The organism is Stenotrophomonas sp. NA06056 (assembly GCF_013364355.1).
Classification (GTDB): Bacteria; Pseudomonadota; Gammaproteobacteria; order Xanthomonadales; family Xanthomonadaceae; genus Stenotrophomonas.
The window spans coordinates 4,462,501-4,483,684 of sequence record NZ_CP054931.1; the positions used below are offsets into that span (position 1 = coordinate 4,462,501).

The window sequence follows — 21,184 nt, forward strand, 5'->3', positions numbered from 1 at the left end:
CCAGCTGAGGGAATCAGCCGGTCAACACGACCCCGACGATACCCAGGGTGACGGACACGGCAATGGCGATCACGGCCCCCATCACGCTGGTATCGCCGCGTGCTGCCAACATGCTGCGCACCGCAGCCTCATTGTCCCTGTTGAGCGACTGGGCGCGCGCGATCTCACGCTGGCAGTGCTGCAGGTACCAGCTGTTGGCCAGGACACCCACGGTGGCGCTCAGACCCAGGTTGATCACCAGTGACAGGGCCTCTGGTACATCGACGAATGCCTCGACGACGCTGGAGGCCGCCAGCACGCCAACCCAGATGGCAGCCATGCGGTACATCTTCCGGTACATCATCCAGATCACGCCAAACAGGAACCCTGGCCAATGCCAGGTGCCCGTCGCGTTCGCTGTGCCCTGGTCCAGGCGCCAACGCTTGCGATAGATCGGGAAGTTGCCGCCGACAACGGCTGCATACAAGCCCATCTGGCCAGTCAGTCCGGCGCCCAGTGGAATGACATCGGGCGTTCCGGAAGCGGTCGGTGCGCGGTAGGGGTCTTGGCTGGCCGCTGCGGCGACGGCGGCCTCATCGGCACGCGGAGCTGCCGAGCCATCGGCGATATCGTCGGCAGCCGGCGCTGCCCTGGCCGTCGACTGCAGCGCCTGCAACGGCTGCCAACCCGCCATGCCTTCGCACCAGAGCAGGGTGTGACCGGCGATGACGCCGTCCTGCTGCAATTTCTGCAGCCCGGCCAGGTCCACTGGACCTTCGCTCTTGCCGTTGCGGGCGTAGTACCACTGTGCTTCCTGCATTGAAGATCTTCCTGTGAGGGCGTTGCGTGGTTTACAGCGATGCGCTGGACAGCGTCTGCACCAGCGTGTGGCGGCCACCTGGGGCGACGGTGACCACGTCGGGCCCGGCGTTGGCGGCTTCCAGGCAGACATAGTCGCGCCAGCCGTCGCCGACATCGGCCATCTTCGCTGCAGCGTCGGTACCCGGGTTCCATGCCACCAGCGAACGGCTGCCTTCGGTACGGATGTCGATGCGGCGCTTGAGCACCGGGTCGCGCAGCACATAGTGCCCGCCGGCTTGGGTGTAGATGCGGTCGCTGCGGCCCGGATCACGCGGATCGCGTAGCGACCACGGGCCCTGCTGGCGACGCGGCTGGGCGTAGTTCTCGAACTTGTCGAGGTAGTCCAGGCCATCGACGCCGTCGACGTCGACCCTGCTGGCGTCACCGACACGGAAATAGTTGTGCAGCGCCTGGGTGAAGGTGGTCGGGGCCTTGCCGGTGTTCTCGGTGACCAGCTGCTGGCGCAGTTCACGGCCGACACGGACGGTCATGGTCAGACGCAGGCCGAGATTGTCCAATGCAGGCGGCGCCAGGGTCAGTTCGATGCTGCCATCGTCGAGGCGGCGCGCCTGCTGCAGTTCCCAGGGCAAAGTGCGCACGAAACCGTGGGCGGGTACGTCATCGCCCTGCCCTTGCCGGCCGAAGTAGGGCCAACATACCGGGCTGCCACCGCGGATGGGTGTGGGCAGTGGCGCGCGCTTGGGCGAGAGCCACATCACTTCGGGCTGGCCCTTGGGCACGAACGAGAGCAGTTGACCTCCGAACACGCTGATCGCGGCAGTGGCCTGCGGTGTTTCCACCAGCCAGGCATCGAGTCCCTGGAACTGGCCGCTGCTGACACCCTTTATCTGTTGCACGCTGGATCGACTCCGGATGGCCGGCGACTGCGCGGCACTGTAGTTGGTGGGAAGGCTGAAGCGGGTGGGCGTGGCCGGAACCTTCGCCTGCGGTTCGCCCTGCAGCGCGCGCAGAATGCGCTGGCCAGCGCGACCATCGGTGTTGGCCCAGCCCAGGCGCTGCTGCTCAGCCTGGATCGCGCGACGGCTGGCAGTACCGATCATGCCATCGGCGGCACCGATGTCATGGCCGCGCGCCAGCAACAGGGTCTGCAGCTGGCGGCGCTCGTCGCGGCCAAGACCGGGATCATCGGTGGGCCAGGCGGTGACCAGACCGTTGCCGCCACGCAGGCGGTCGGCCAGGGTGGCGATGGCCAGGGCATAGCTCTCTGCGGCGTTATAGCTGTAGATCGCATCGTAGTTGCGGAACACCAGCAGCGCCGGGCCTTTGTTGCCGGCCGGCAGCAACAGCGCCGCGCGGGCATCGGCAGGCAAACCGGCCGGCGCCAGCGCACTGCCGTCCAGGCCGGTCACGCCCAGTGCGCGCCAGTCGGCCAGTGCGCGGCGCTGGGTGCGGCCGGACTGGCTGGCGTTGAAACCAGCGGGGACACGGACTTCCATGCCCCAGGGTTCGCCGGTCCGCCAGCCAGCACGCTTCAGATAGTTGGCGGTGGAAGCCAGTGCATCGGGAATGCTGCCGACCAGATCGCGGCGGCCGTCGCCATCACCATCCACGGCAATGCGTGCGTAGGTGCTGGGCATGAACTGGGTGTGGCCGAAGGCACCGGCCCAGGAGCCGGTGAGGCCCTGCGCCTGCAGGTCACCCTTGTCGATGAGCTTGACCAGCGCCAGCAGTTCGCCTCTGAAGAAGGATTGCCGACGGCCGGCACAGGACAGCGTGGCCAGCGACTGCAGCAGCGGGCGCTTGCCGAACACGCGGCCGTAGTCGCTCTCCACGCCCCATACGGCGACGATGGTGACTGGATCGACGCCGTACTGCGCCGATACGCGCTGAAGCAGATCGCGATGCTGCTGCAGCATGGCGCGACCGTCGTCAACGCGTTGGCGATCGACCAGCGCGGCCAGGTAGTCCCAGATGGGCGTGGTGAACTCCGGCTGCGCGTCGAGCAGCGGCAGCACGCTGGGATCGGGCTGCAGTCCGGCGGTGATGGCCGTGAAACGGTCGGCGGCAATGCCCTGGGAGGCGGCAGTCGTCTGCAAAGCCGCCATACAGCGGGCGAACGCGGGATCTGCGGTTGCCGCTGCTGTCGACGGAGCAGCCGCTGGCAGGGCAAGTGCGGCGGCCAGGCCGAGCGTGGTCAGTATGGGCATGGCGTCCTCCGTGTTGCCGGTGCTGCAGCCATGGTAACGCGGAGGGGCGGCCAGGTTGGTCGAGATTGCCGGCCAGCGGCCGGCACTACCTGTGGCTAGGGTGCGGGGCGAAGAAGGCGCAGGCCGTAGGCGGGATCGTCTGCGTTCCAGTGCGCCGCCACCTCCAGCCCTGCCTGCTGCAGGAGGTGGCCGAAGCTGGCGTCGGTGTACTTGTGGCTGTACTCCACGCGGATCGGTTCGCCCGCGCTGAAGTGGAAGGTGCGGCCGTCGAGATGGACGTCCTGCTCGCGCTGACTGACCAGGTCGGTTTCGATGCGCAGGCGCGCGGTGCTGTAACGCGCCTGGTGACGGAAGCCGTCGAGATCGAAATCGCTGCCGACCTCGCGGTTGAGACGCGCCAGCAGATTCAGGGTGAAGGCGGCGGTGATACCGTCGGCATCGTTGTAGGCAGCCTCGATCAGGGCCGGGTCCTTGTGCAGATCAATGCCGATCAGCGCCAGGCCCTGACTGCCCATGGTCTGGCGCATCGCGCGCAGCAGCGCGATAGCGTCCTCATCGGCGAAGTTGCCCAGGGTGGAGCCCGGGAAGAACAGCAGGCGGCGCGCGGCGGGCCGATCCGACGCGGGAACCTGCACTGGGCGGGTGAAGTCGGCGCACACCGGCAACATTTCCACGTCCGGCAGCGCAGGGGCCAGGTGGTCGATGCTGGACAGCAGGGCCGCGCGCGAGATCTCGATGGGCGTATAGGCCACCGGATCCTGCAGCGCGGCCAGCAGGCGCGCGGTCTTGCGGCCACTGCCGCTGCCCAGTTCGACCACATGCACGCGCGATCCGACCGCCTGCGCGATCTCCGGCAGCACCCGATCCAGCAGGGCCAGCTCGGTGCGTGTGGGGTAGTACTCGTGGGTGTGGGTGATCTGCTCGAACAAGCGCGAGCCGCGCGCGTCGTAGAAGTACTTGGACGGCAGCTGGCGCGAGGCGTGCGACAGACCTGCTACGGCATCGGCAAGGATCTGCTGGCGGCCGGGGGTAAGGTCGGTCAGCGCCTGCAGCGCAGCCTGGACGGTGCTCATGAAAGATCCCTTGCCAGGCGCATGCCTGAAAACTGCCAACGCGCCGGTGGCGTGAAGAAGTTGCGGTAGCTGCCACGCACATGGCCGCGCGGGGTGGCACAGCTGCCACCGCGCAACACCCATTGGCCGCACATGAATTTGCCGTTGTACTCGCCCAGGTTGCCGGCGAACGGACGGAAGCCGGGGTAGGCGCCATAGGCACTGCTGGTCCATTCCCAGACATCGCCGAACAGCTGGCGCAGGCCGTCGCCCTGCCCTGCCTGTGGATGCAGATGGTCCTCATCGGCGAAGTGGCCTTCGACCGGCTGCATGGCGGCGGCCGCTTCCCATTCGAATTCGGTGGGCAGGCGCGCACCGGCCCAGCGTGCGCAGGCATCGGCTTCGTAGTAGCTGAGGTGGCAGACCGGCGCATGCGGATCGAGCTCGCGCCAGCCACCCAGGGTGAACTCGCGCAGCAGGTCGTCGTGCCAGTACAGCGGATGCTGCCACTGCTCGGCCTCGCGCAGCGCCCAGCCTTCGCTCAGCCACCAGCGTGGATCGCGGTAGCCGCCGGCGTCGATGAAGGCGCGGTACTCGGCATTGCTGAGTGGGCGTTCGGCCAGTGCATGCGCAGGAAGCAGCACGCGATGCACGGGTGATTCATTGTCATAGGCGAATGTGGCGTGCTGCGGCCAAGCGGGTGCGCCGATGCTGACGATGCGTTCGCTCTGCTCGACCCAACCCTGCGCGCTGTGGCCGCTGACGGCGACAGGCAGGTCATCGCGATAGGCAGGCTGCAGCGGATTGCACCAGAACGCGTGCTTGATGTCGGTGAGCAGCAGCTCCTGGTGCTGCTGTTCGTGGTGCAGGCCCAACTGCAGGTGGTGCAGGGCGTCGCTGCCCAGATCGCCGTCGCGCAGCTGTGTCAGCACCTGCGCATCCACGTGCCGCCGGTAGGCATGGACCTGCTGCAGCGAGGGTCGCGAGAGCAGACCGCGCTGCGGCCGTGCGTGGGCGGGGCCGAGACTCTTGTAGTAACTGTTGAACAGATAGTCCCAGGCCGGATCCCAGGGTGTATAGCCAGGGCGGCTGGCGAGGACGAAGCGTTCGAAGAACCAGGTGGTGTGGGCCAGGTGCCACTTGGCCGGGCTGGCATCGGCCATGCTCTGCAGCAGGGCGTCTTCGGGGCTGAGCGGTGCGGCCAACTGCACGCTGCGCCCCCGCACATGGCTGAAGTGGCGGGCGAGGTCGTGCTGCGGGGCAGCGACGGCGGCGGGTACGCTGTCCATGCAATCAGCTTCGACCGGGGCCGGTGAGCGCGATGTCATGGCCCGGTGCCGTGGTGTTCACATCAGGCGCGTATTCAAGAAGGGCATGGCCACGCCGCTAACGGCAGTGCTGCGGCCGCGTCGTGACCGCGCTGGAATTCCGTGTGTCCCATCATCCGCTCCGACAGCCTGTGCACTATCTGTTCGTGCTGCCCGCCGTGCTGGTCGCACTGGTGCTGTGGGCGAGCCTGGAAAACGACGATGTCGGCCGCGCCGGGCAGCGCATCCTGCCCTGGTTGCTGGCCTGCCTGGGTGCAGGCCTTGCCCTGCTGTACAACCAGGTGCGCACGTTGTGCCTGTTGCTGCTGGTGGCGCTGGCCTTCGCGGTGCTGCACCAGGATCTGGGGCACTACCTGCGCGATGGCCGGGTAACGGCGCTGACGCCACTGCGCTTCCACGCGATCTCGACCTGGCTGCCATTGTTGTTCGCTGTGCATGCGTTGTGGCCCGAGCGCGGGCGCCGCCGCCAGGATCTGCTGCTGAGGGCCACAACCAGCGGCGTTGCCGTGGCGGTTTTCATCCTGTTGGCCGCACAGCAGCCGCAAGGCATGCACGACCTGCTGTCGAACCGGCACTTCCGCTGGATACCGAGCGACTGGAATGCGCTGGCGCAGCTGCCTGCCGTGCTGTTCCTGCTGGCCACCGCCGCACTGGGATGGCAGGCATGGCGCCAGCCGCGGCCGCTGCACACGGCGATGCTGCTGGCCCTGCTGTGCCTGTGGTGGATGCTGCCGCGGATCTTCCTGCAGCCGGTACTGCTGCCGGCGCTGAGCGTGGCGGCGCTGCTGCTGATGTTGGCGGCGACCCTGCAGGAGTCTTTCCACATGGCCTTCGGCGACGAGCTGACCGGCCTGCCCGGTCGCCGGGCATTCAACGAGACCCTCAAGCGCGCCACCGGCACTTACAGCATCGCGATGATCGACGTCGATCATTTCAAGAAGTTCAACGACACCCATGGCCATGACACCGGCGATGATGTGCTGAAACTGGTGGCCTCACGGCTGTCGCGGGTGGGCGACGGTGGCCGCGCGTTCCGTTATGGCGGCGAAGAGTTCGCCGTGGTGTTCCTCGACCGCCCGGCGTCGGCCTGCGTGGAGGCGGTGGAGGCGCTGCGAGTGGGCATCGAACAGAGCCGGATGCAGCTGCGCGATCGCAGCACCCGCAGCCGTGACGATACGCTTGGCCAGCAGCAGCGCGGGCGCGGCGGTGGCGGTGCGGTGGTGCAGGTGACCGTCAGCATCGGCCTGGCCGACAGTCGGGTTGATCCGCGCCCGGCCGGGGTGGTCAAGGCCGCCGACCAGGCGCTGTATGCGGCCAAGGAAGAAGGTCGCAACCGCGTGTGCGCGCATGGCGGCCAGCGCGTGCTGGCCGTGCGCGGCAGCCACGCTCAGACGGCGTCGAGGTAGTACCAGCGACCTTCGATCCGCAGGAAGCGGCTGTGCTCGGTCATTTTCACCGCGCTGCCGCCGCCGACGCGGTAGCGCGCGGTGAAGCGGACCTCGGCACTGTCAGTGCCGGTCACCTGGTGGTCCTGCACGGTCAGGCCCAGCCACTGGGTGCGCTGGCCGGGGGCATCATCGAGCGACAGTTCGGCAGGGCGGGTATCCGGATGCCAGGTGGCGCGCAGGTACTCCGGCAGATGGCGCACATAGGCGCTGTAGCGCGAGCGCATCAGACGCTCGGCGTCGGGCGCGGCGTCGCCGGCATGGAAGCGGCCACAGCAGGCGGCGTAGTCGGCGGCCAGGCCACAGGGACAGGGATCGGGGGCGGTTCGGCTCATGCGGGTATTGTCGCGTGGGCGGCGGCAATGTGACAGGCGTATGCTGTCGCGCCCTCTCCTTGATCGATCGCCGTGCTGGAACTGATTCCTCCTGAGTTGTGGTGGCTGGTGGTGATCGCCTTCATTGCCGGCCTGGTCGATGCGGCCGTGGGTGGGGGCGGACTGGTGCAGCTGCCGGGCCTGTTCACGGTGCTGCCGCAGCAGACGCCTGCGATGCTGTTCGGCACCAACAAGTTCAGCTCGATGTTCGGCACCGGCGCGGCGGCATGGCGCTATGCACGCAACGTGCGCTTTCCGTGGAAGCCGGTGCTGTTCGCTGCCGGTACGGCCTTCGTGTTCTCTTTCCTTGGCGCTACGGCGGTCAGCCTGTTGCCCAAGGACGCGGTGCGGCCACTGGTGCTGGTGCTGCTGGTGGCGATGCTGGCCTACACGCTGTGGAAGAAGGACTTCGGCGCACTGCACCGGCCCCGCGAGATCGGCCGCAACGAGTTGGCGATCGCGCTGGCGATCGGTGCGGCGATCGGTTTCTACGATGGCTTCTTCGGGCCCGGCACCGGCAGCTTCCTGATCTTCCTGTTCGTGCGCTTCTTCGGGCTGGACTTCCTGCGTGCATCGGCAGCGTCGAAGGTGGTGAACCTGGCGACGAACGTGGCGGCGATCTCGTTCTTCGTGCCGACCGGCAACATCCTGTGGCTGTTCGCGCTGCCGATGGCAGCGGGCAACATCATCGGTTCGGTGGTGGGCACGCGGCTGGCGCTGAAGGGCGGCACGCCGTTCATCCGCAAGCTGTTCGTAGGGTTGGTGGTGGTGCTGATCGCACGGATGGCGTGGGATACGTTCCGTAGTTCGTGATCCACCGCGTCGCGGGCGCTTTGATTGTTACGAGGGCGGTCGGGCCAGGCAGAAGCAAAGACAGAACTGCTTCTGGTAGGTGCCAACCTTGGTTGGCACGTTGTTTCCGGTCGCGCAGAGCAGCCGAGCATGGCTCGGCTCTACAGGGGATTGCCGGCCAGCGGCCGGCATTACCCGGGTGCCGACCGAGGCAGTCAGGCCTCGGCTTCTTCCGGTTCGTCGGCCTGCTGGCGGCTGCGCTCCGGCAGCTTCAGGCGCTTGCCTTCTTCGTCGTACTCGATGAGCAGCACGCCCGAATCGTGGCGGCCGCTGATCTCGACGAAGCAGGCGCCGCCGATGAACGGCTCCAGCGTCATCACCGATTTCAGCGGGGTGGCGACCACCATCTGGAAACCGAAGTTGTCGAAGATGTTCATCGCCAGCGCGGTGAACTCGTTGTCGGCCTTGTCGAAGGCTTCGTCGAGCACGACCGCGGCATAGCTGGGCAGCTGGCTGTCGGCACCGCCGAGCTGGTAGCGCAGTGCTGCCGCCAGGCAGGTGGTGGCCAGCTTCTGCCGCTGGCCACCGGACTTGCCGGCGCCGCTGCGGTAGATTTCGACCTGCTGGCGCGTCTCCACATCCAGTTCCACGCCAATGAACTCCACGTGCAGGCGTACGTCCAGCACCACCTCGCGCCAGCGCTTGTCTTCACCTTCCTGAGAACCCAGACGGTTGACCAGCTGGCGCAGGACGGTGAACTGCGTTTCGGCGACGTCGCGCTGCTCGGTCTGCTGCTGCGACAACACTTCGCGCAGCTGGTGGTGGAACTCCAGCACTTCCGGCAGGCGCCGGTCGTTCAGCTCGATGGTCAGCAGGGTGCCACGGTTGAACGGCACCTGCTCCAGGCTGGCGTTGACTTCGTCCAGGCGCTGGCCGATCGACTTGCGGGCCTCGGCGCTGTGCCGCTGCAGCGCGAGCAGGTTGTTCTTGCTCTGGTTCTGCAGCAGGTCGAAGAAGCGTTCTTCGTGCTGCGGCAGGCCATCGCGTTCAAGGCGTTCGAGGCGGGCCAGGAAATCCTCGGCCGAGGCCACCGACACGGTGAAGTCGCCCGATTCTTCCGGCCACTGCTGGATGAAGCGGCGGAAGCAGCCCAACAGCAGGTTCTCGACACGGTTGACGTCCTGCTGCGAAGACGACAGCTGTTCGTTCAGCGCGTTGCTGACCTGGCGCATGTGCGCTTCCAGCGTTTCCAGGCTGAGCGGGCCCTGCTCCTGCAGGCGTTCGGCCAGGCCGGCTTCCTGCGCTTCACCCAGGTTGGGCAGCACCAACGCACGGCTCTGCTGCCGGGCACGGTCCAGGCGGTCGCGTTCGCGCACCAGCTGGCCGCGCTCGACGCGGGTGTCTTCATAGGTGCGGCGAGCCTGCTCGATATCGGCGCGGGTGGCGTCGATCTGCTGGGCGATCCTGGCCAGGTCGGCGTTGCCTTCGCGCAGGGCGTGCAGGCTGGCCTCGATGTCGGCCAGGCGCTGTTGCGGCGCGGCGACGTCGATTTCGTTCCAGCTGATGCCGGCCAACTGGTGGCAGGCCAGGCGACGTTCGTTGTCGCGGTCACGCTGGCCGCGCAGGCGCGCGATGTCGGTATCGCAGCCGGCGATACGGGCGGCCAGCTCCTGCGCTTCCTTCTCGAAAACGGCGAGCTTGTCGCCGTTGCTGAAGCCCAGCAGCCAGCGACGGCGATCGTTCACCGCACTGCGATCGTCCTTCTCGAAGCGGTCGCCCGGATGCTTGACCTGGCCTTCGCGGGTGATGCCGCGGTCGACGTTGCGCAGCTGCTTGGCATCCACGCACTCGTAGTCGAAGCGCTTGCCCAGCTCGCGGCGCAGCCAGCTTTCGAACACGTGGTCGCGCAGTTCCAGCTTGTGCAGCAGTGACTTTGCGGACGGTTCGCGAGCGAACGCCTCGTCGTTGCGACGCACGCGGTAGTAGGTGAAACGCATGCCCAGATGGGTGCGGTTCACCCATTCGGCGACGTCGTTGTAGTGTTTGTCATCGACCAGCAGTGACTGCGCGAAACCACCGAGCACACGCTCGATCGCACCCTGCCAGCTCTGCTCCTCCGAACGGACCTGGATCAGTTCGCCGACGAACGGCAAGGCCGCTTCGGAGATGCCGGTTTCTTCCGCCAAGCGCGCACGCAGCTTCTGCATCGGCGCGGGAATGCTGGAGGGCGTGCGCTGCATCGCCTCCAGTTCACCGCGTACTTCAGAGAAGCGTCGCTCGTCATCACGCTTGCCGCCAAGCCGTTCACTGATGGCATCGTCCAGGGCGCTCGAAGCGCGCTGACGGTCTTCCAGTTCGGATTGCGCCTGCTCGATCAGCTCGGCAAAGCCATGTGCATCGTCGGGCAACGCTGCCTGCAGCTTCTGTGCGGCGTCCTGCGCCTGCGCCTGCTTGGCCAGGCGGCGGTCGCGCTCGGCTTCGGCGCGGCCCTGCTCGCGTTCCAGTTCCTCGATGCGCTCACCGCCCTGCTGACGGCGCTGCAGTTCCAGCTCAGCCAGGCGTTCGGTGTGGTTGTCCAGCGCCGCACGACGCTGTGCTTCTTCCCCCAGCAGGCCACGATCGCGCGTATCCATCTCGCGCAGGCGCGCTTCGATCAACAACTGGCGGCGGCTTTCGCGGAAGCTGTCGATGCCGAGCTTGAGCGCTTCGTCGTCGCCGCGACGGCGGCTCATCGCCTGCAGGTCGCCGTAATGCTCACGCGCCGGCTGCAGGGTTTCGACCTGGCGCCGTGCCGTGACCACGGCCTGGTGCGCGCCATCGAGTTCGGCGAAATCACTGACCAGCCGTTCGGCGGCGTCAAAGGTCTTCGGCGTGTCGAGCATGAAGTCGCGCAGGAAGACGTTGAGGTCGCCCAGGTTCTTCGCGGACTGCGTCTTGTGCAGCAGGCGCAGCGCCATCTCGTTGTCGATGCCGAGCAGGTGGCGGAAGCGTTCGGCGTAGCCGGAGAACGTATCGAAGTGGTGGACGTCAGCCAGTTTCTGCTTGAGCTTGCGCAGGTCCAGGTCGAAGCCGCCGAGGTCCTTGGCGATGTCGAACGGGCGCTCGGCGATCATGTAGTGCTTGCGGACGTCACCGGCGGAGGTGCTGCTGCCGGCAATCCAGAGCAGGCGTACCAAGCTGACCACGCGGCCATCACCGGCGCGGTACTCCAGCACCAGCGCGGTCCAGGTCGCGCCCTTGCGCAGGTACTGGGTGGCGATTTCACCGGTGCCACTGTCCTGCTGATCGGCCCACGCGCCACGCACGTAGGACACCAGGTTGCGGTCGCGGCCGCTGCGCTCGGCTTCACGCGCGGCGGCGTTGAAGTCGACGATGGCCGGAGGTGTCAGCAGTGCGGACATCGCATCGAGCAGGGTCGACTTGCCCGAGCCGGAGCGGCCGACGAACAGGAAGCCGCGCTCGGCGATCGGCACTTCGGTCAAGCCGTTGAAGGTGCCCCAGTTGTGCACCTGCAGGCGACGCATGCGGAACTGCTGCAGACGCGGGTCCGGCAGGCCGTCGTTGAACAGGGCGGGAGTGTGCTTGGAAATGGCCATGCGGTGCTCGGGTCTCTCAGGCTTCAGCGGCCGGGGTTTCACGCAGCTGGCGGTACACCGCCGAAAGCTGGGATACGTCTTCGGCGGAGAACAGCAGCTTCAACGCCGGCGAGACTTCGTGGCGGTCTTCCTGGCCGCCGAGGCGGGTCAGGATGTGGTTGTCCTTCATCTTCTGCACCGCCGAAGCGACGCGACGGTTGAAGCCGGCGCGGTCGGTGGACAGGTTCTTTTCGTAGATGGCCAGTGCTTCAGCCATTTCGGCGTCGGCGACCACGGCGCGGTTGCCGCGTGCATCGGCTTCGCCCAGCTGCTGGCGCAGGTACAGCAGCAGTACCGAATCGATGAAGGTCAACGGCGACGTGCGCAGCAGCACCGGTGCATCGACGTCCTCGGTATCGGCCTGGCGGGTGAACGCCACGCCACTGTCACGGTCAAGCACCAGTTCCAGGAACAGGTCCGACAGCGCCGAGCGGATCCCGGCTTCGCTGCGGATCAGCGCCGGCCACAGCCTGGCATGGCGCAGCTGGTCGATGCTGGGGCCGATCAGCAGCTGGCACAGCGCGCGGCGCGCATCCAGCGGCAGGCGGCCGGTATCGCCCATGTAGTAGACGTCGTTGCCGCGCCGGGGCTGCGCCACGGTTGCCACCGGCTCGGCCTCGTAAGCGTCTTCGGCCAGGTCGGCATGCGGTGCGTCGATGGGATCTTCATGCCAGCTCATGGCGTCTCTCCTGGGTGAACCAAACCAGCGGGATGCGGGCACGACGGATCTGGCCGTCGCCACCACGCCATTCGGCAAGCTCCTGTTCGCCGGCGATCACGCTGCCAAAGCGCGTGCCCAGCGAGAGGTAGCCGATGACACTGCCCAGTCCCTGTGGCGCTTCGCGCTGCGACAGGGCCTGGGCAATGCTGAGTTTCGGCTGCGCATCGAGCAGGTCGTGCAGATCGCGGCGCAGGGTACGGAAATCGATTTCTGACGAGGCCACCAGGTCGCCCACGCTTTCCAGGCTGATGCTGGCCGCATCGTTGTATTCAACGTTGCCATCGACCTGGGCGCTGCGCGGGTCGTGCAGCTTCCACTGCGACCACGAGCGCAGGCGGCTGGTGGTCAGCTGCAGGTCGCGGCCGATGGCGCGCTGCGCAGGGAAGTCATCGCGCAACGCCAGTGCTTCGGACTGCGCCTGTTTCAACAGCTGGTTGAGGCGGCGCTGTTCCAGGTAGCCTCGGCTCTGCACGAAACCGCGCAGGCTGCGCGCGAAGTTCTGCAGCACGTCATGCACCTGGCCACCACGCTCGAGCATGGTGCTGGTGAAGCCGCGCAGGAAATTGCGCTCGTTGCGATCCAGCCGTCGGGCGAAGCCACGGGCCAGCAGCGTTTCCAGCGCAGCATCGAGCTGGGCGCTCTGTTCGGCGTCGTTGAGCAGGCGCCAGAACGCCTGGAAGCTGCGGCCCGCGTCGCTCTCGCCGATCACGTCCACGCCTTCGAACAGCTTGGACAGCACGTCGCCGCGCTCGCCCTCGTCATCGATGATGCGTTCGCGGAAATCACGGTTGAGCTGTTCGAAGTCGTCGCGCACGCGGCGGAAGTCTTCGGTCAGTTCGTCGGCCAGGCCGATGATCTGCCGCGTACGTTCCAGCGCGCGCTTGCCATCCAGCGCGGTCACGCGGCCGGCACCGACACGGGCGATCTCGGCATCGATGCGGTCGCGCTCGTCGCGCAGTGCGGACAGGCGCGCGTCCGGATCGGCCTCGGTCTGCGCGGCCAGCTGCGACAGCTGCTCGATGACCAATGCCAGGCGGCTTTCGGTGGCGGCCACGCGGGCCTGCTCCATGCTGTCGGCGAAGCGGATCGCCTGCAGCGCCTGGGTCGAGAGCTCGTACTGCTCCTGGTCGGCGCCTTCGGGCAACCGGCGTTCCAGCCAGCCCTGCGCCAACCAATGGGCGACGTAGGCCTGCGCGGTCCGCGGCAAGTCGCGCGACAACTCGTCACCGTTGAGCTGGTCCAGCGCGCGTTGCAGGCGCTCGTTGAGGACCGAGGCAGGCAACGTGCGATCGCCGTCCATCAGCAGGCCCTGCAGCAGGCCGATGATTTCCGGTGCATGGTCGGCGGCGAGCAGCTTCCATTGTGGCTGTTCACGCAGGTGGCGGTAACGGGTGATGCGTTCGCGATGCTTCATGCAGCGGGATCGGTCGGAAGGGCGCGGCGGCCGACGCGCGCGCGCAGGCGCGACGCAGGCACGGCGAAGGCGGCGGCCACGCGGGGCCGCCACCGGGAGGCGACGGCGCTCAGCGCTTGCCGCCCACTTCGATGAAGCGCAGGAACTCGGCGCGGGTTCGGGCGTCTTCGCGGAAGCTGCCCAGCATCTTCGAGGTGACCATGCTTACGCCCCGCTTGTGGATGCCGCGGGTGGTCATGCACTCATGGGCGCCTTCGACGACGACGCCGACACCGACCGGCTGCAGCACATCCTGGATGCACTGGGCGATCTGCGCGGTCATCTTCTCCTGCACCTGGAAGCGGCGGGCGTAGGCTTCGACCACGCGTGCCAGCTTGCTGATGCCCACCACCTTGCCGGCCGGCAGGTAGCCGACGTGCACGCGGCCGATGATCGGCGCCATGTGGTGCTCGCAGTGGCTTTCGTATTCGATGTCGCGCAGGACGATCAGTTCGTCGTAGCCGGCCACTTCCTCGAAGGTACGTTCCATGTAGGCGCGCGGGTCGTCGCGGTAGCCGCTGAACCAGTCGCCATAGGCTTCGGCCACGCGGCGCGGGGTATCCAGCAGGCCTTCGCGGGTCGGGTCCTCACCGGCCCAGCGCAGCAGGGTGCGCACGGCATCCTCGGCCTGGACCTGGGTCACATCGCCCTGCGGGGCGGCCTTTTCGTTGTTCTTGCTCATTGCATACAGCGCCCGAACGGGGGGCGAGCATCGTACCCGACCGGGGGGTGGGTCGTCCTCTGGGGACGGTTCATCGGGGGGCGCGTTAGCGCGTCGTTGCTATCGGTTGGGAGGTTGAGAGGGGACTGCGCAGGACACGCCGTAAACCCCCCTCCGGGGTCCGGCCCAGCCGCTGGCGGCTGTGCGTTCGGGCGCTTGCGAGGCATGCCTCGCAGGCAAAACGCCCTCACCCATGGGGGCTCGTTGGCGCCATCCATGGCGCCAACGGTCCTGCGCAGCCCCCTCCCAACCTCCCTGACAGTTTCCTGCGGGCGCGGCCGGACCGCCCGAAAGCGGGGCTAAAAAGGCTGGGGTTCATGGCTTCGGAGGCGGCCCGTCACCGCCCTGGTGGGTGCGGACCGTTGGTCCGCACTGCTTCTGCTCCCGCTCTTGCCTTTAAAGAGCCAACCCACCGCGCTCGCGGGATGTGGGGTGGGTGGCGGAGGGCCGGGCGGGGCAGGGCCGTGAGGCGCATGGATGCGCCGATCGAGCTTACATGGACGTACTTGCAGCGTGCCCTGCCCCGTCCGGCCCTCCGCCGCCCCAACCGATAACCAGCAGGCGCAACGCTTTCCTCAACACACCCACCCATTCAGCAAAACCCATTGATAGGAATGAAATTAGTAGTATCCTATCTATTACTTATGGACCGACCCCTCGACGAGCGCACCGTGCTGCAGATGCAGCTCAGCTCCGGCCTGCTGTACGCAGGGCGGCAGTGGCAGCGCCTGGCCGACAGCCGGCTCGGCAGCTACGGCATCTCCACCGCCTGCACCATGCCCCTGCTGATGATCGGCCGCTCCGGGGGTGGCATCCGCCAGGTGGCGCTGGCCCAGCAGCTGGGCATGGAAGGTCCTTCCCTGGTGCGCTTGCTGGACAAGCTGTGCGCCAGCGACCTGGTCCGCCGCGAGAGCGACGCCAGCGACCGTCGCGCCAACCTGTTGTGGCTGACCGACGCCGGGCAGGCGCTGGTCAGCGAACTGGAAGACCAGTTGATCGGCCTGCGCCAGGACGTGTTCGGCGAGCTTTCCATGGATGAACTGCACGCCGTACTGAAGGCGTGGCGCCTGCTGGCCGAGGCTGCCGACCGCATCACGTAAGCCCACTGCCTGTGAACACCGCCGCTGCCGTGCATACGCCAGCGGCTTTCGCCCGTTGCCGTTGTTCTGTTCCACCTCCCCTTCCCCATACCGCCCCTGCCCCTACCGATGCCCGGTGAATTCAGTCTCCACGGAGTGTTCGTCCCGACCCTGCTCGGGTTGATGGTGTTGGCCTACCTGGTCAACAGCGGCCTGCACGCGCTGCTGCAGCGTGCCGGCGCCTATCGCCACGTATGGCACCCGGCGCTGTTCAACCTGGCCTTGTACGGGATCGTGCTGGGACTGCTGTTCCACCTCCTGCGTTGGATGCAATCGTGAACAAGATCGTGAAGAAAACCGTGCCGGTGCTGCTCACCTGTGCAGCCGTGATCGTCGCCCTGCTGGTGCTGCGCCAGCTGTGGGTCTACTACATGGATGAGCCGTGGACCCGCGATGCACACGTTGGCGCCGACGTGGTGCAGGTGGCGCCGGATGTGTCCGGCCTGGTCGAAACGGTGCAGGTTGCCGACAACCAAGCGGTGAAGAAGGGCGACCTGCTGTTCGTGATCGACCGCGCGCGCTATCGCATCGCGCTGGAACAGAGCCGCGCCAGCCTGGCCGAACGCCAGGCGTCGGTCGCACAGCTGCGCCGCGAGATCGGCCGCGACCGCAGCCTGCAGGACCTGGTTGCCGCCGAGGATGCCGAAGTGCGCCGGGCCAAGCTGCAGGCTGCACAGGCCGCACTGGCCACTGCGCAGGCCGCGGTGGACCTGGCCGAGCTCAACCTGGCCCGCACCGAAGTGCGTGCCCCGGCCAACGGTCGGGTCAACGACCGCACCATGCGCGTGGGCGACTACGTGGTGGCCGGCAAGCCGGTGCTGGCGCTGCTGGATACCGGTTCGTTCCGCATCGATGGCTACTTCGAGGAAACCCGCCTGCGCGGCGTGGCCCCTGGGCAGCGCGTGGACATCCGCCTGATGGGCGAGGACATCGCGCTGACCGGACATGTGGAAAGCATCGCCGCCGGCATCGAGGACCGCTACCGCAGCAACGGCAGCACCCTGCTGCCGAACGTGACCCCGGCGTTCGACTGGGTGCGGCTGGCGCAGCGCATCCCGGTGCGCATCGCCATCGATGAGGTGCCTGCTGGAGTGGAACTGATCGCCGGCCGCACCGCCACGGTGACCGTGGACACCGGCCGCCACGTGCAGAACAAGAAGGCCGGCGCAGCGCCGACACAGGCGGGCCTGTGAACGCCGCCCTGCCCCGCCTGGGCCTGATCGTCGCGCTGGCCAGCCTTGCCGCCTGCAGAACCGTCGGCCCGGATTACGCCCTGCCGGAAGGCTCGGCGTTCAAGCGGCCGGAGGCCAATGCGGCCTTCATCGATACCCAGAACCCGCAGGTGACCGCCAACCAAGCGCTGCCCGACCGTTGGTGGTCGCTGTACAACGACCCGGTGCTGGATGGGCTGATCACCCAGGCGCTGCGCGACAACGTCGAACTGAAGGCCGCCGATGCGCATCTGCGCCGCGCCGCTGCCGTGTACGAACAGGCGATGGACGCCGGTGGCTTCGAGTACGAAGCCGAAGCCGGCATCAGCCGCGCACAGTTGTCGGCCGAGTCGTTCCTGCAGGAGCACGAGCTGCCGGTGATCAATCTGGCCGACGGCAAGTTCGCGGTCAGCTACCAGTTCGATCTGTTTGGCAAGCTCAAGCGTGGTGCCGAAGCGGCGCGTGCCGACGAACAGTCGGTGGCGGCGGCACGCGATCTGGCCCAGGTCAGTGTGGTCGCCCAGGTGGCCGACAGCTACCTGGAAATCTGCCACGCCAACCACGAACTGCACGTGGCCGAGCATTCGCTGCAGCTACAGCAGCGCAGCCGCACCGTTACCGAACGCCTGATCGCAGCCGGTCGTGGCACGCCGCCGGAGCTGGCCCGCGCCAATGCCCAGGTGGCGCTGCTGGAAGCTGCGCTGCCGCCGCTGCAGGCGCAGCGGTCGGCGGCCGCCTATTCGCTGGCCGCACTGCTGGGCCAGACCCCGGGCCAGCTGCCGGCCGGCGTGATCGACTGCGCGCACGCGCCCAGCCTGGCGCAGCCGCTGCCGGTCGGTGATGGCCGTACGCTGCTGCAGCGCCGCCCGGACGTGCGCCAGGCCGAACGCAAGCTGGCCTCGGCCACCGCGCGCATAGGCGTGGCCACGGCCGAGCTGTACCCGGACATCCGCCTGGGTGCCTCGGTGGGCGCCGCCGGCCTGCTGGAAGACTTCGGCACGCCGATGACCCAGCAGTGGTCGATCGGCCCGCTGATCTCGTGGACGTTGCCGTCGTCGGGCACGCACGCGCGCATCCACGCCGCCGAAGCCGGTGCTGACGCCGCCTTGGCCGAGTTCGACCACACCGTGCTGCAGGCGCTGCGCGAGACCCAGACCGCGCTGGACCGCTATGCACAGGACCTGCGCCGCCTGCAGTCACTGCGCATCGCGCAGGAGCAGGCCGCGCTGGCCGCCGAGCAGAACCGCCGGCTCTACCAGGGTGGCCGTACGCCCTACCTGTCCAGCCTGGATGCCGACCGCAGCCTGGCCACCAGCGACGCCACCCTGGCCGCTGCCGAAGCGCAGGTCTCGCGCGACCAGATCCATCTGTTCCTGGTGCTGGGTGGCGGCTGGCAGGCAACGGTCGCCCCCGCTGCACCGTCCACCGCACAGGCCTCGGCGAAGTAAGCCATGAACGCGCTGACCGACCGCCAGGCCTGGCTGTTCTCGATCAAGACCTATCTGGCCGCGGTGGCCGCGCTGTACATCGCCATGGCCGGCAACCTGTCGCGCCCGTACTGGGCGATGGGCACGGTGTACATCGTCAGCCAGCCGCTGCTGGGCCCGACCCGTGCCAAGGGCGTATACCGCATCGTCGGCACCCTGGTGGCCGGGCTGGCCACCCTGCTGGTGCTGCCGGCACTGGTGGAAACGCCGCTGGTGCTGAGCGCGGCCATGTCGATCTGGCTGGCCGGTTGCCTGTTCATGGCGCTGCTCAACCGCGGACCGCGCGGTTACGCGTTCCTGCTGGCCGGCTACACCACCGCCTTCATCGGCTTCCCGGCGGTGACCTCGCCGGAAACCATCTTCGACACGGTGGTGGCGCGCAGCGAGGAGATCATCCTCGGCACGGTGGTGGCAGTGCTGTTTGCTTCGCTGCTGTTCCCGGCCTCGGTGCGCCCGATGCTGCGTGCCCGCATCGGCAACTGGATGGAGGACGCCGCGCAGTGGTGCCGGCAGATCCTTGAACGTGGTCGCGCCCATGCGCCGCGCAACCGGCTCGCCGCCGACCTGGTGCAGTTCGAGGCGCTGATCGAATTCCTGCGCCGCGATGATCCACGCCATGCAGGGTCGGCGGTGTCGATGGAGCGCCTGCGCGAGCGCATGCTGCTGCTGTTGCCGGTGCTGTCCTCGATCGCCGACCGGCTGAGCGCGCTGCGCAGCGACGGGCAGGCGTTGCCGGAAGGCCTGCCGGCGCTGATCGACGACATCCACGACTGGCTGGACGGGCCGACCAATGCCAGCGAGTACGCTCGCCTGCGTGCGCGCATCAGTGCGCTGAAGCCGCAGGTGGACCGCGACCTGCAGCACCTGCAGCTGGCCAGCCTGCTGCTGCGCCTGGAAGAACTGGTGGACCTGTGGCAGGACTGCCGCACCCTGCAACACGCGATCGACCACGGCACCGCGCCGCTGGACCGCGCGCACTACCGCATCCGCACCGAACGGGTGGCCGCCGACAAGCACGTCGACTACGGCATGGCGATGTTCTCCGCGCTCAGCGCCGGCGTGGCGCTGATGAGCTACTGCGTGCTGTGGATCGCGTTGGGCTGGGAAGGCGGTGGCAACGGCGCGATGATGGCGGCGGTGACCGCCGCGTTCTTCGCCGCACAGGATGACCCTGCGCCGAGCATGGTGTCGTTCCTGGTGTGGGCGATGGTCGCCTCGGTAGTGGCCGGCGTGTACCTGTTCGGCGTGTTCCCGGCAGTGCACGACTTCGGCCTGCTGGCGCTGGTGCTGGCGGTGGCGTTCCTGCCGCTGGGGCTGATGCTGCACCACCCCAAGAGCGCGTTGTTCGCACTGCCGCTGACAGTAAACCTGGCCGCGCTGCTGAGCCTGCAGAACACCTACAGCGCCAACATCCAGACCTTCCTCAACTCGTCGATCGCGATGTTCATCGGCATTGGGTTTGCGGTGGTGATGACCCGCCTGTTCCGTTCGGTCGGTGCCGAATGGACCGCGCGCCGGCTGGTGCGGCAAGGCTGGACCACGCTGGCCGAGGCCGCCGAAGGCCGTGGCCAGCAGGACCGGCAGCGCTTCGCCGCACGCATGCTCGACCTGCTGGGCCTGCTCGCACCGCGCCTGGCGGCGACGCCGGAAGGCAGCGACATCGCCTCGGTGGACATGCTCAACGAAGCACGCATCGGCCTGAACATCCTGCAGCTGCGCCGCGCCCGGCTGGAGCTGCCCGAGCGCAGCCGCGAGGCGGTCGAGCACATCCTGGAGGAAATCGCCGCGCACTACCGTCGGCAGATTGCCGCGCGCAAGCCGATGGTGGCGGCCGAGGCGCTGCGCGAGCGGCTGGATACTTCGCTGGGCCGGGTCGGCAGCGTCGGCGCCTGCAAGGCCCGCGACGAGGCGCTGATGGGCCTGATCGGCCTGCGCTTCGCGCTCTTCCCGGAGGCGAAGGCGTTGGCGCCGGGTTGGGCGGACGCCGGCGCGCCGTCCATGTAATGCGATCCGCCGGGCATGGCCCGGCGCTACCATCGTCATCCGGTAGCGCCGGGCCATGCCCGGCGTCCTTACGCCACGGCAACAGGACAGTTCAATGAGTTACGACATGATGGTGTTCGAGGCCAGCGTGGCCCCGCGTGACGCGGCGGCCTTCATCGCCTGGTTCGAGAAGCAGACGCAGTGGAATGAACGCCACGAGTACGACGACCCGGCGGTCAGCAGCCCGGCGCTGCAGGCCTGGTTTGCGGAGATGGCGCAGGAATTCCCGCCCTTGAACGGGCCGTTGAGCAACGACGATGACGACCGTGCCGAGGTGACCGAGTACAGCATCGGCCAGCAGGTGATCTACGGTGCATTCGCGTATTCGGTGGCTGAGCGCGCGCATGGCCGCGTACAGGACCTGGCCGAGAAGCACGGCGTGGGGTTCTTCGACGTGAGTGCTGACGAAGCGGCGATCGTGTATCCGGATGGGCTGGTGTCGATGCCGGAGTAGGTCTGGCGGCAGGGCTGCGCCCTGCACCTGCCGAATCAACGGCAACGGCAACTGCAACGGCAACGGCAACGTCAAATGCGTGCTATCCGTGGGGTGGCGGGGTGGGTCCGGTTGCGGGGGACGCCGTAAACCCATCCATGGGGGCTTGGTCGCGGCATCCATGCCGCTCACCCCCCCCCAACCGGACCCACCCCGCCTTCGACAGTTTCCCGCGATCTGTCGGAATAACATGGCTTGCTTCTGGTGGGTGTCTACCTTGGTCGACACGTAGATCCACGCCATGCGTGGATGAGGGTGCGCGTTGTGATTGGAGGAATTGGA

The 21,184-nt window shown here is 67.7% G+C and carries 18 protein-coding genes (1 of these 18 cut by a window edge); 9 read left to right on the top strand and 9 right to left on the bottom strand.

Annotated features, from left to right (window positions below; translation table 11 throughout):
• Positions 1-8, top strand: the final stretch of a protein-coding gene (locus HUT07_RS20140) for a benzoate/H(+) symporter BenE family transporter (protein WP_176022405.1). The gene continues 1,180 nt to the left of window position 1, outside the view; the window shows 8 of its 1,188 coding nt (coding positions 1,181-1,188); its start codon lies off the left edge, out of view; it ends in the stop codon at positions 6-8.
• Positions 9-13: 5 nt separating this feature from the next.
• Here HUT07_RS20140 and HUT07_RS20145 read toward each other — a convergent pair whose 3' ends face one another.
• From HUT07_RS20145 to egtB, 4 genes are all read right to left on the bottom strand, one after another.
• A complete protein-coding gene (locus tag HUT07_RS20145; RefSeq protein ID WP_176022406.1) occupies positions 14-799 on the bottom strand; it encodes a DUF2628 domain-containing protein in 786 nt (261 codons plus the stop codon).
• A gap of 31 nt (positions 800-830) precedes the next feature.
• Complete coding sequence (locus HUT07_RS20150; protein ID WP_254898945.1) at positions 831-2,906, bottom strand: lytic murein transglycosylase; 2,076 nt, start codon at positions 2,904-2,906, stop codon at positions 831-833.
• 197 nt (positions 2,907-3,103) lie between these two features.
• Entirely contained in the window at positions 3,104-4,081 is a 978-nt protein-coding gene (gene egtD / locus HUT07_RS20155) for an L-histidine N(alpha)-methyltransferase (protein ID WP_176022407.1), read from the bottom strand.
• Complete coding sequence (gene egtB / locus HUT07_RS20160; protein ID WP_176022408.1) at positions 4,078-5,349, bottom strand: ergothioneine biosynthesis protein EgtB; 1,272 nt, start codon at positions 5,347-5,349, stop codon at positions 4,078-4,080. Before egtB ends, egtD begins: the two co-directional genes overlap by 4 nt.
• A 143-nt stretch (positions 5,350-5,492) precedes the next feature.
• On the opposite strand from egtB, the gene HUT07_RS20165 reads away from it, so the two are divergent.
• Positions 5,493-6,794 (top strand): GGDEF domain-containing protein, encoded by a 1,302-nt coding sequence (locus HUT07_RS20165; RefSeq protein ID WP_176022409.1) that lies wholly within the window; start codon positions 5,493-5,495, stop codon positions 6,792-6,794.
• Here HUT07_RS20165 and HUT07_RS20170 read toward each other — a convergent pair.
• A complete protein-coding gene (locus tag HUT07_RS20170; RefSeq protein WP_176022410.1) occupies positions 6,776-7,168 on the bottom strand; it encodes a YchJ family metal-binding protein in 393 nt (130 codons plus the stop codon). The two genes, HUT07_RS20165 and HUT07_RS20170, sit on opposite strands and share 19 nt — an antisense overlap.
• A 72-nt stretch (positions 7,169-7,240) precedes the next feature.
• Between HUT07_RS20170 and HUT07_RS20175 the strand changes: the two genes are divergently transcribed.
• On the top strand, positions 7,241-8,020 hold the full coding sequence (locus HUT07_RS20175) for a sulfite exporter TauE/SafE family protein (protein ID WP_176022411.1): 780 nt from the start codon (positions 7,241-7,243) through the stop codon (positions 8,018-8,020).
• A gap of 194 nt (positions 8,021-8,214) precedes the next feature.
• On the opposite strand, the gene HUT07_RS20180 is transcribed toward HUT07_RS20175, so the two are convergent.
• From HUT07_RS20180 to folE, 4 genes are all read right to left on the bottom strand, one after another.
• Positions 8,215-11,595: an ATP-binding protein gene (locus HUT07_RS20180; protein ID WP_176022412.1), complete on the bottom strand. Its 3,381-nt coding sequence runs from the start codon at positions 11,593-11,595 to the stop codon at positions 8,215-8,217.
• 16 nt (positions 11,596-11,611) lie between these two features.
• Positions 11,612-12,313 (bottom strand): DUF4194 domain-containing protein, encoded by a 702-nt coding sequence (locus tag HUT07_RS20185; protein ID WP_176022413.1) that lies wholly within the window; start codon positions 12,311-12,313, stop codon positions 11,612-11,614.
• A complete protein-coding gene (locus HUT07_RS20190; protein WP_176022414.1) occupies positions 12,300-13,769 on the bottom strand; it encodes a DUF3375 domain-containing protein in 1,470 nt (489 codons plus the stop codon). Before HUT07_RS20190 ends, HUT07_RS20185 begins: the two co-directional genes overlap by 14 nt.
• A gap of 109 nt (positions 13,770-13,878) precedes the next feature.
• Complete coding sequence (folE, locus tag HUT07_RS20195; RefSeq protein ID WP_089241981.1) at positions 13,879-14,490, bottom strand: GTP cyclohydrolase I FolE; 612 nt, start codon at positions 14,488-14,490, stop codon at positions 13,879-13,881.
• 683 nt (positions 14,491-15,173) lie between these two features.
• Between folE and HUT07_RS20200 the strand changes: the two genes are divergently transcribed.
• From HUT07_RS20200 to HUT07_RS20225, 6 genes are all read left to right on the top strand, one after another.
• Complete coding sequence (locus HUT07_RS20200) at positions 15,174-15,629, top strand: MarR family transcriptional regulator (protein WP_008265191.1); 456 nt, start codon at positions 15,174-15,176, stop codon at positions 15,627-15,629.
• Positions 15,630-15,737: 108 nt separating this feature from the next.
• Complete coding sequence (locus tag HUT07_RS20205) at positions 15,738-15,947, top strand: DUF1656 domain-containing protein (RefSeq protein WP_025875651.1); 210 nt, start codon at positions 15,738-15,740, stop codon at positions 15,945-15,947.
• Positions 15,944-16,861 (top strand): HlyD family secretion protein, encoded by a 918-nt coding sequence (locus HUT07_RS20210; RefSeq protein WP_176022415.1) that lies wholly within the window; start codon positions 15,944-15,946, stop codon positions 16,859-16,861. Before HUT07_RS20205 ends, HUT07_RS20210 begins: the two co-directional genes overlap by 4 nt.
• Entirely contained in the window at positions 16,858-18,327 is a 1,470-nt protein-coding gene (locus tag HUT07_RS20215) for an efflux transporter outer membrane subunit (RefSeq protein WP_176022416.1), read from the top strand. Before HUT07_RS20210 ends, HUT07_RS20215 begins: the two co-directional genes overlap by 4 nt.
• Positions 18,328-18,330: 3 nt before the next feature.
• Positions 18,331-20,370 carry an FUSC family protein gene (locus HUT07_RS20220; protein ID WP_176022417.1) on the top strand — a complete coding sequence of 680 codons (2,040 nt, stop codon included), beginning with the start codon at positions 18,331-18,333 and terminating at the stop codon, positions 20,368-20,370.
• 94 nt (positions 20,371-20,464) lie between these two features.
• Positions 20,465-20,863: a hypothetical protein gene (locus tag HUT07_RS20225; protein WP_176022418.1), complete on the top strand. Its 399-nt coding sequence runs from the start codon at positions 20,465-20,467 to the stop codon at positions 20,861-20,863.
• Positions 20,864-21,184 lie beyond the last annotated feature (321 nt).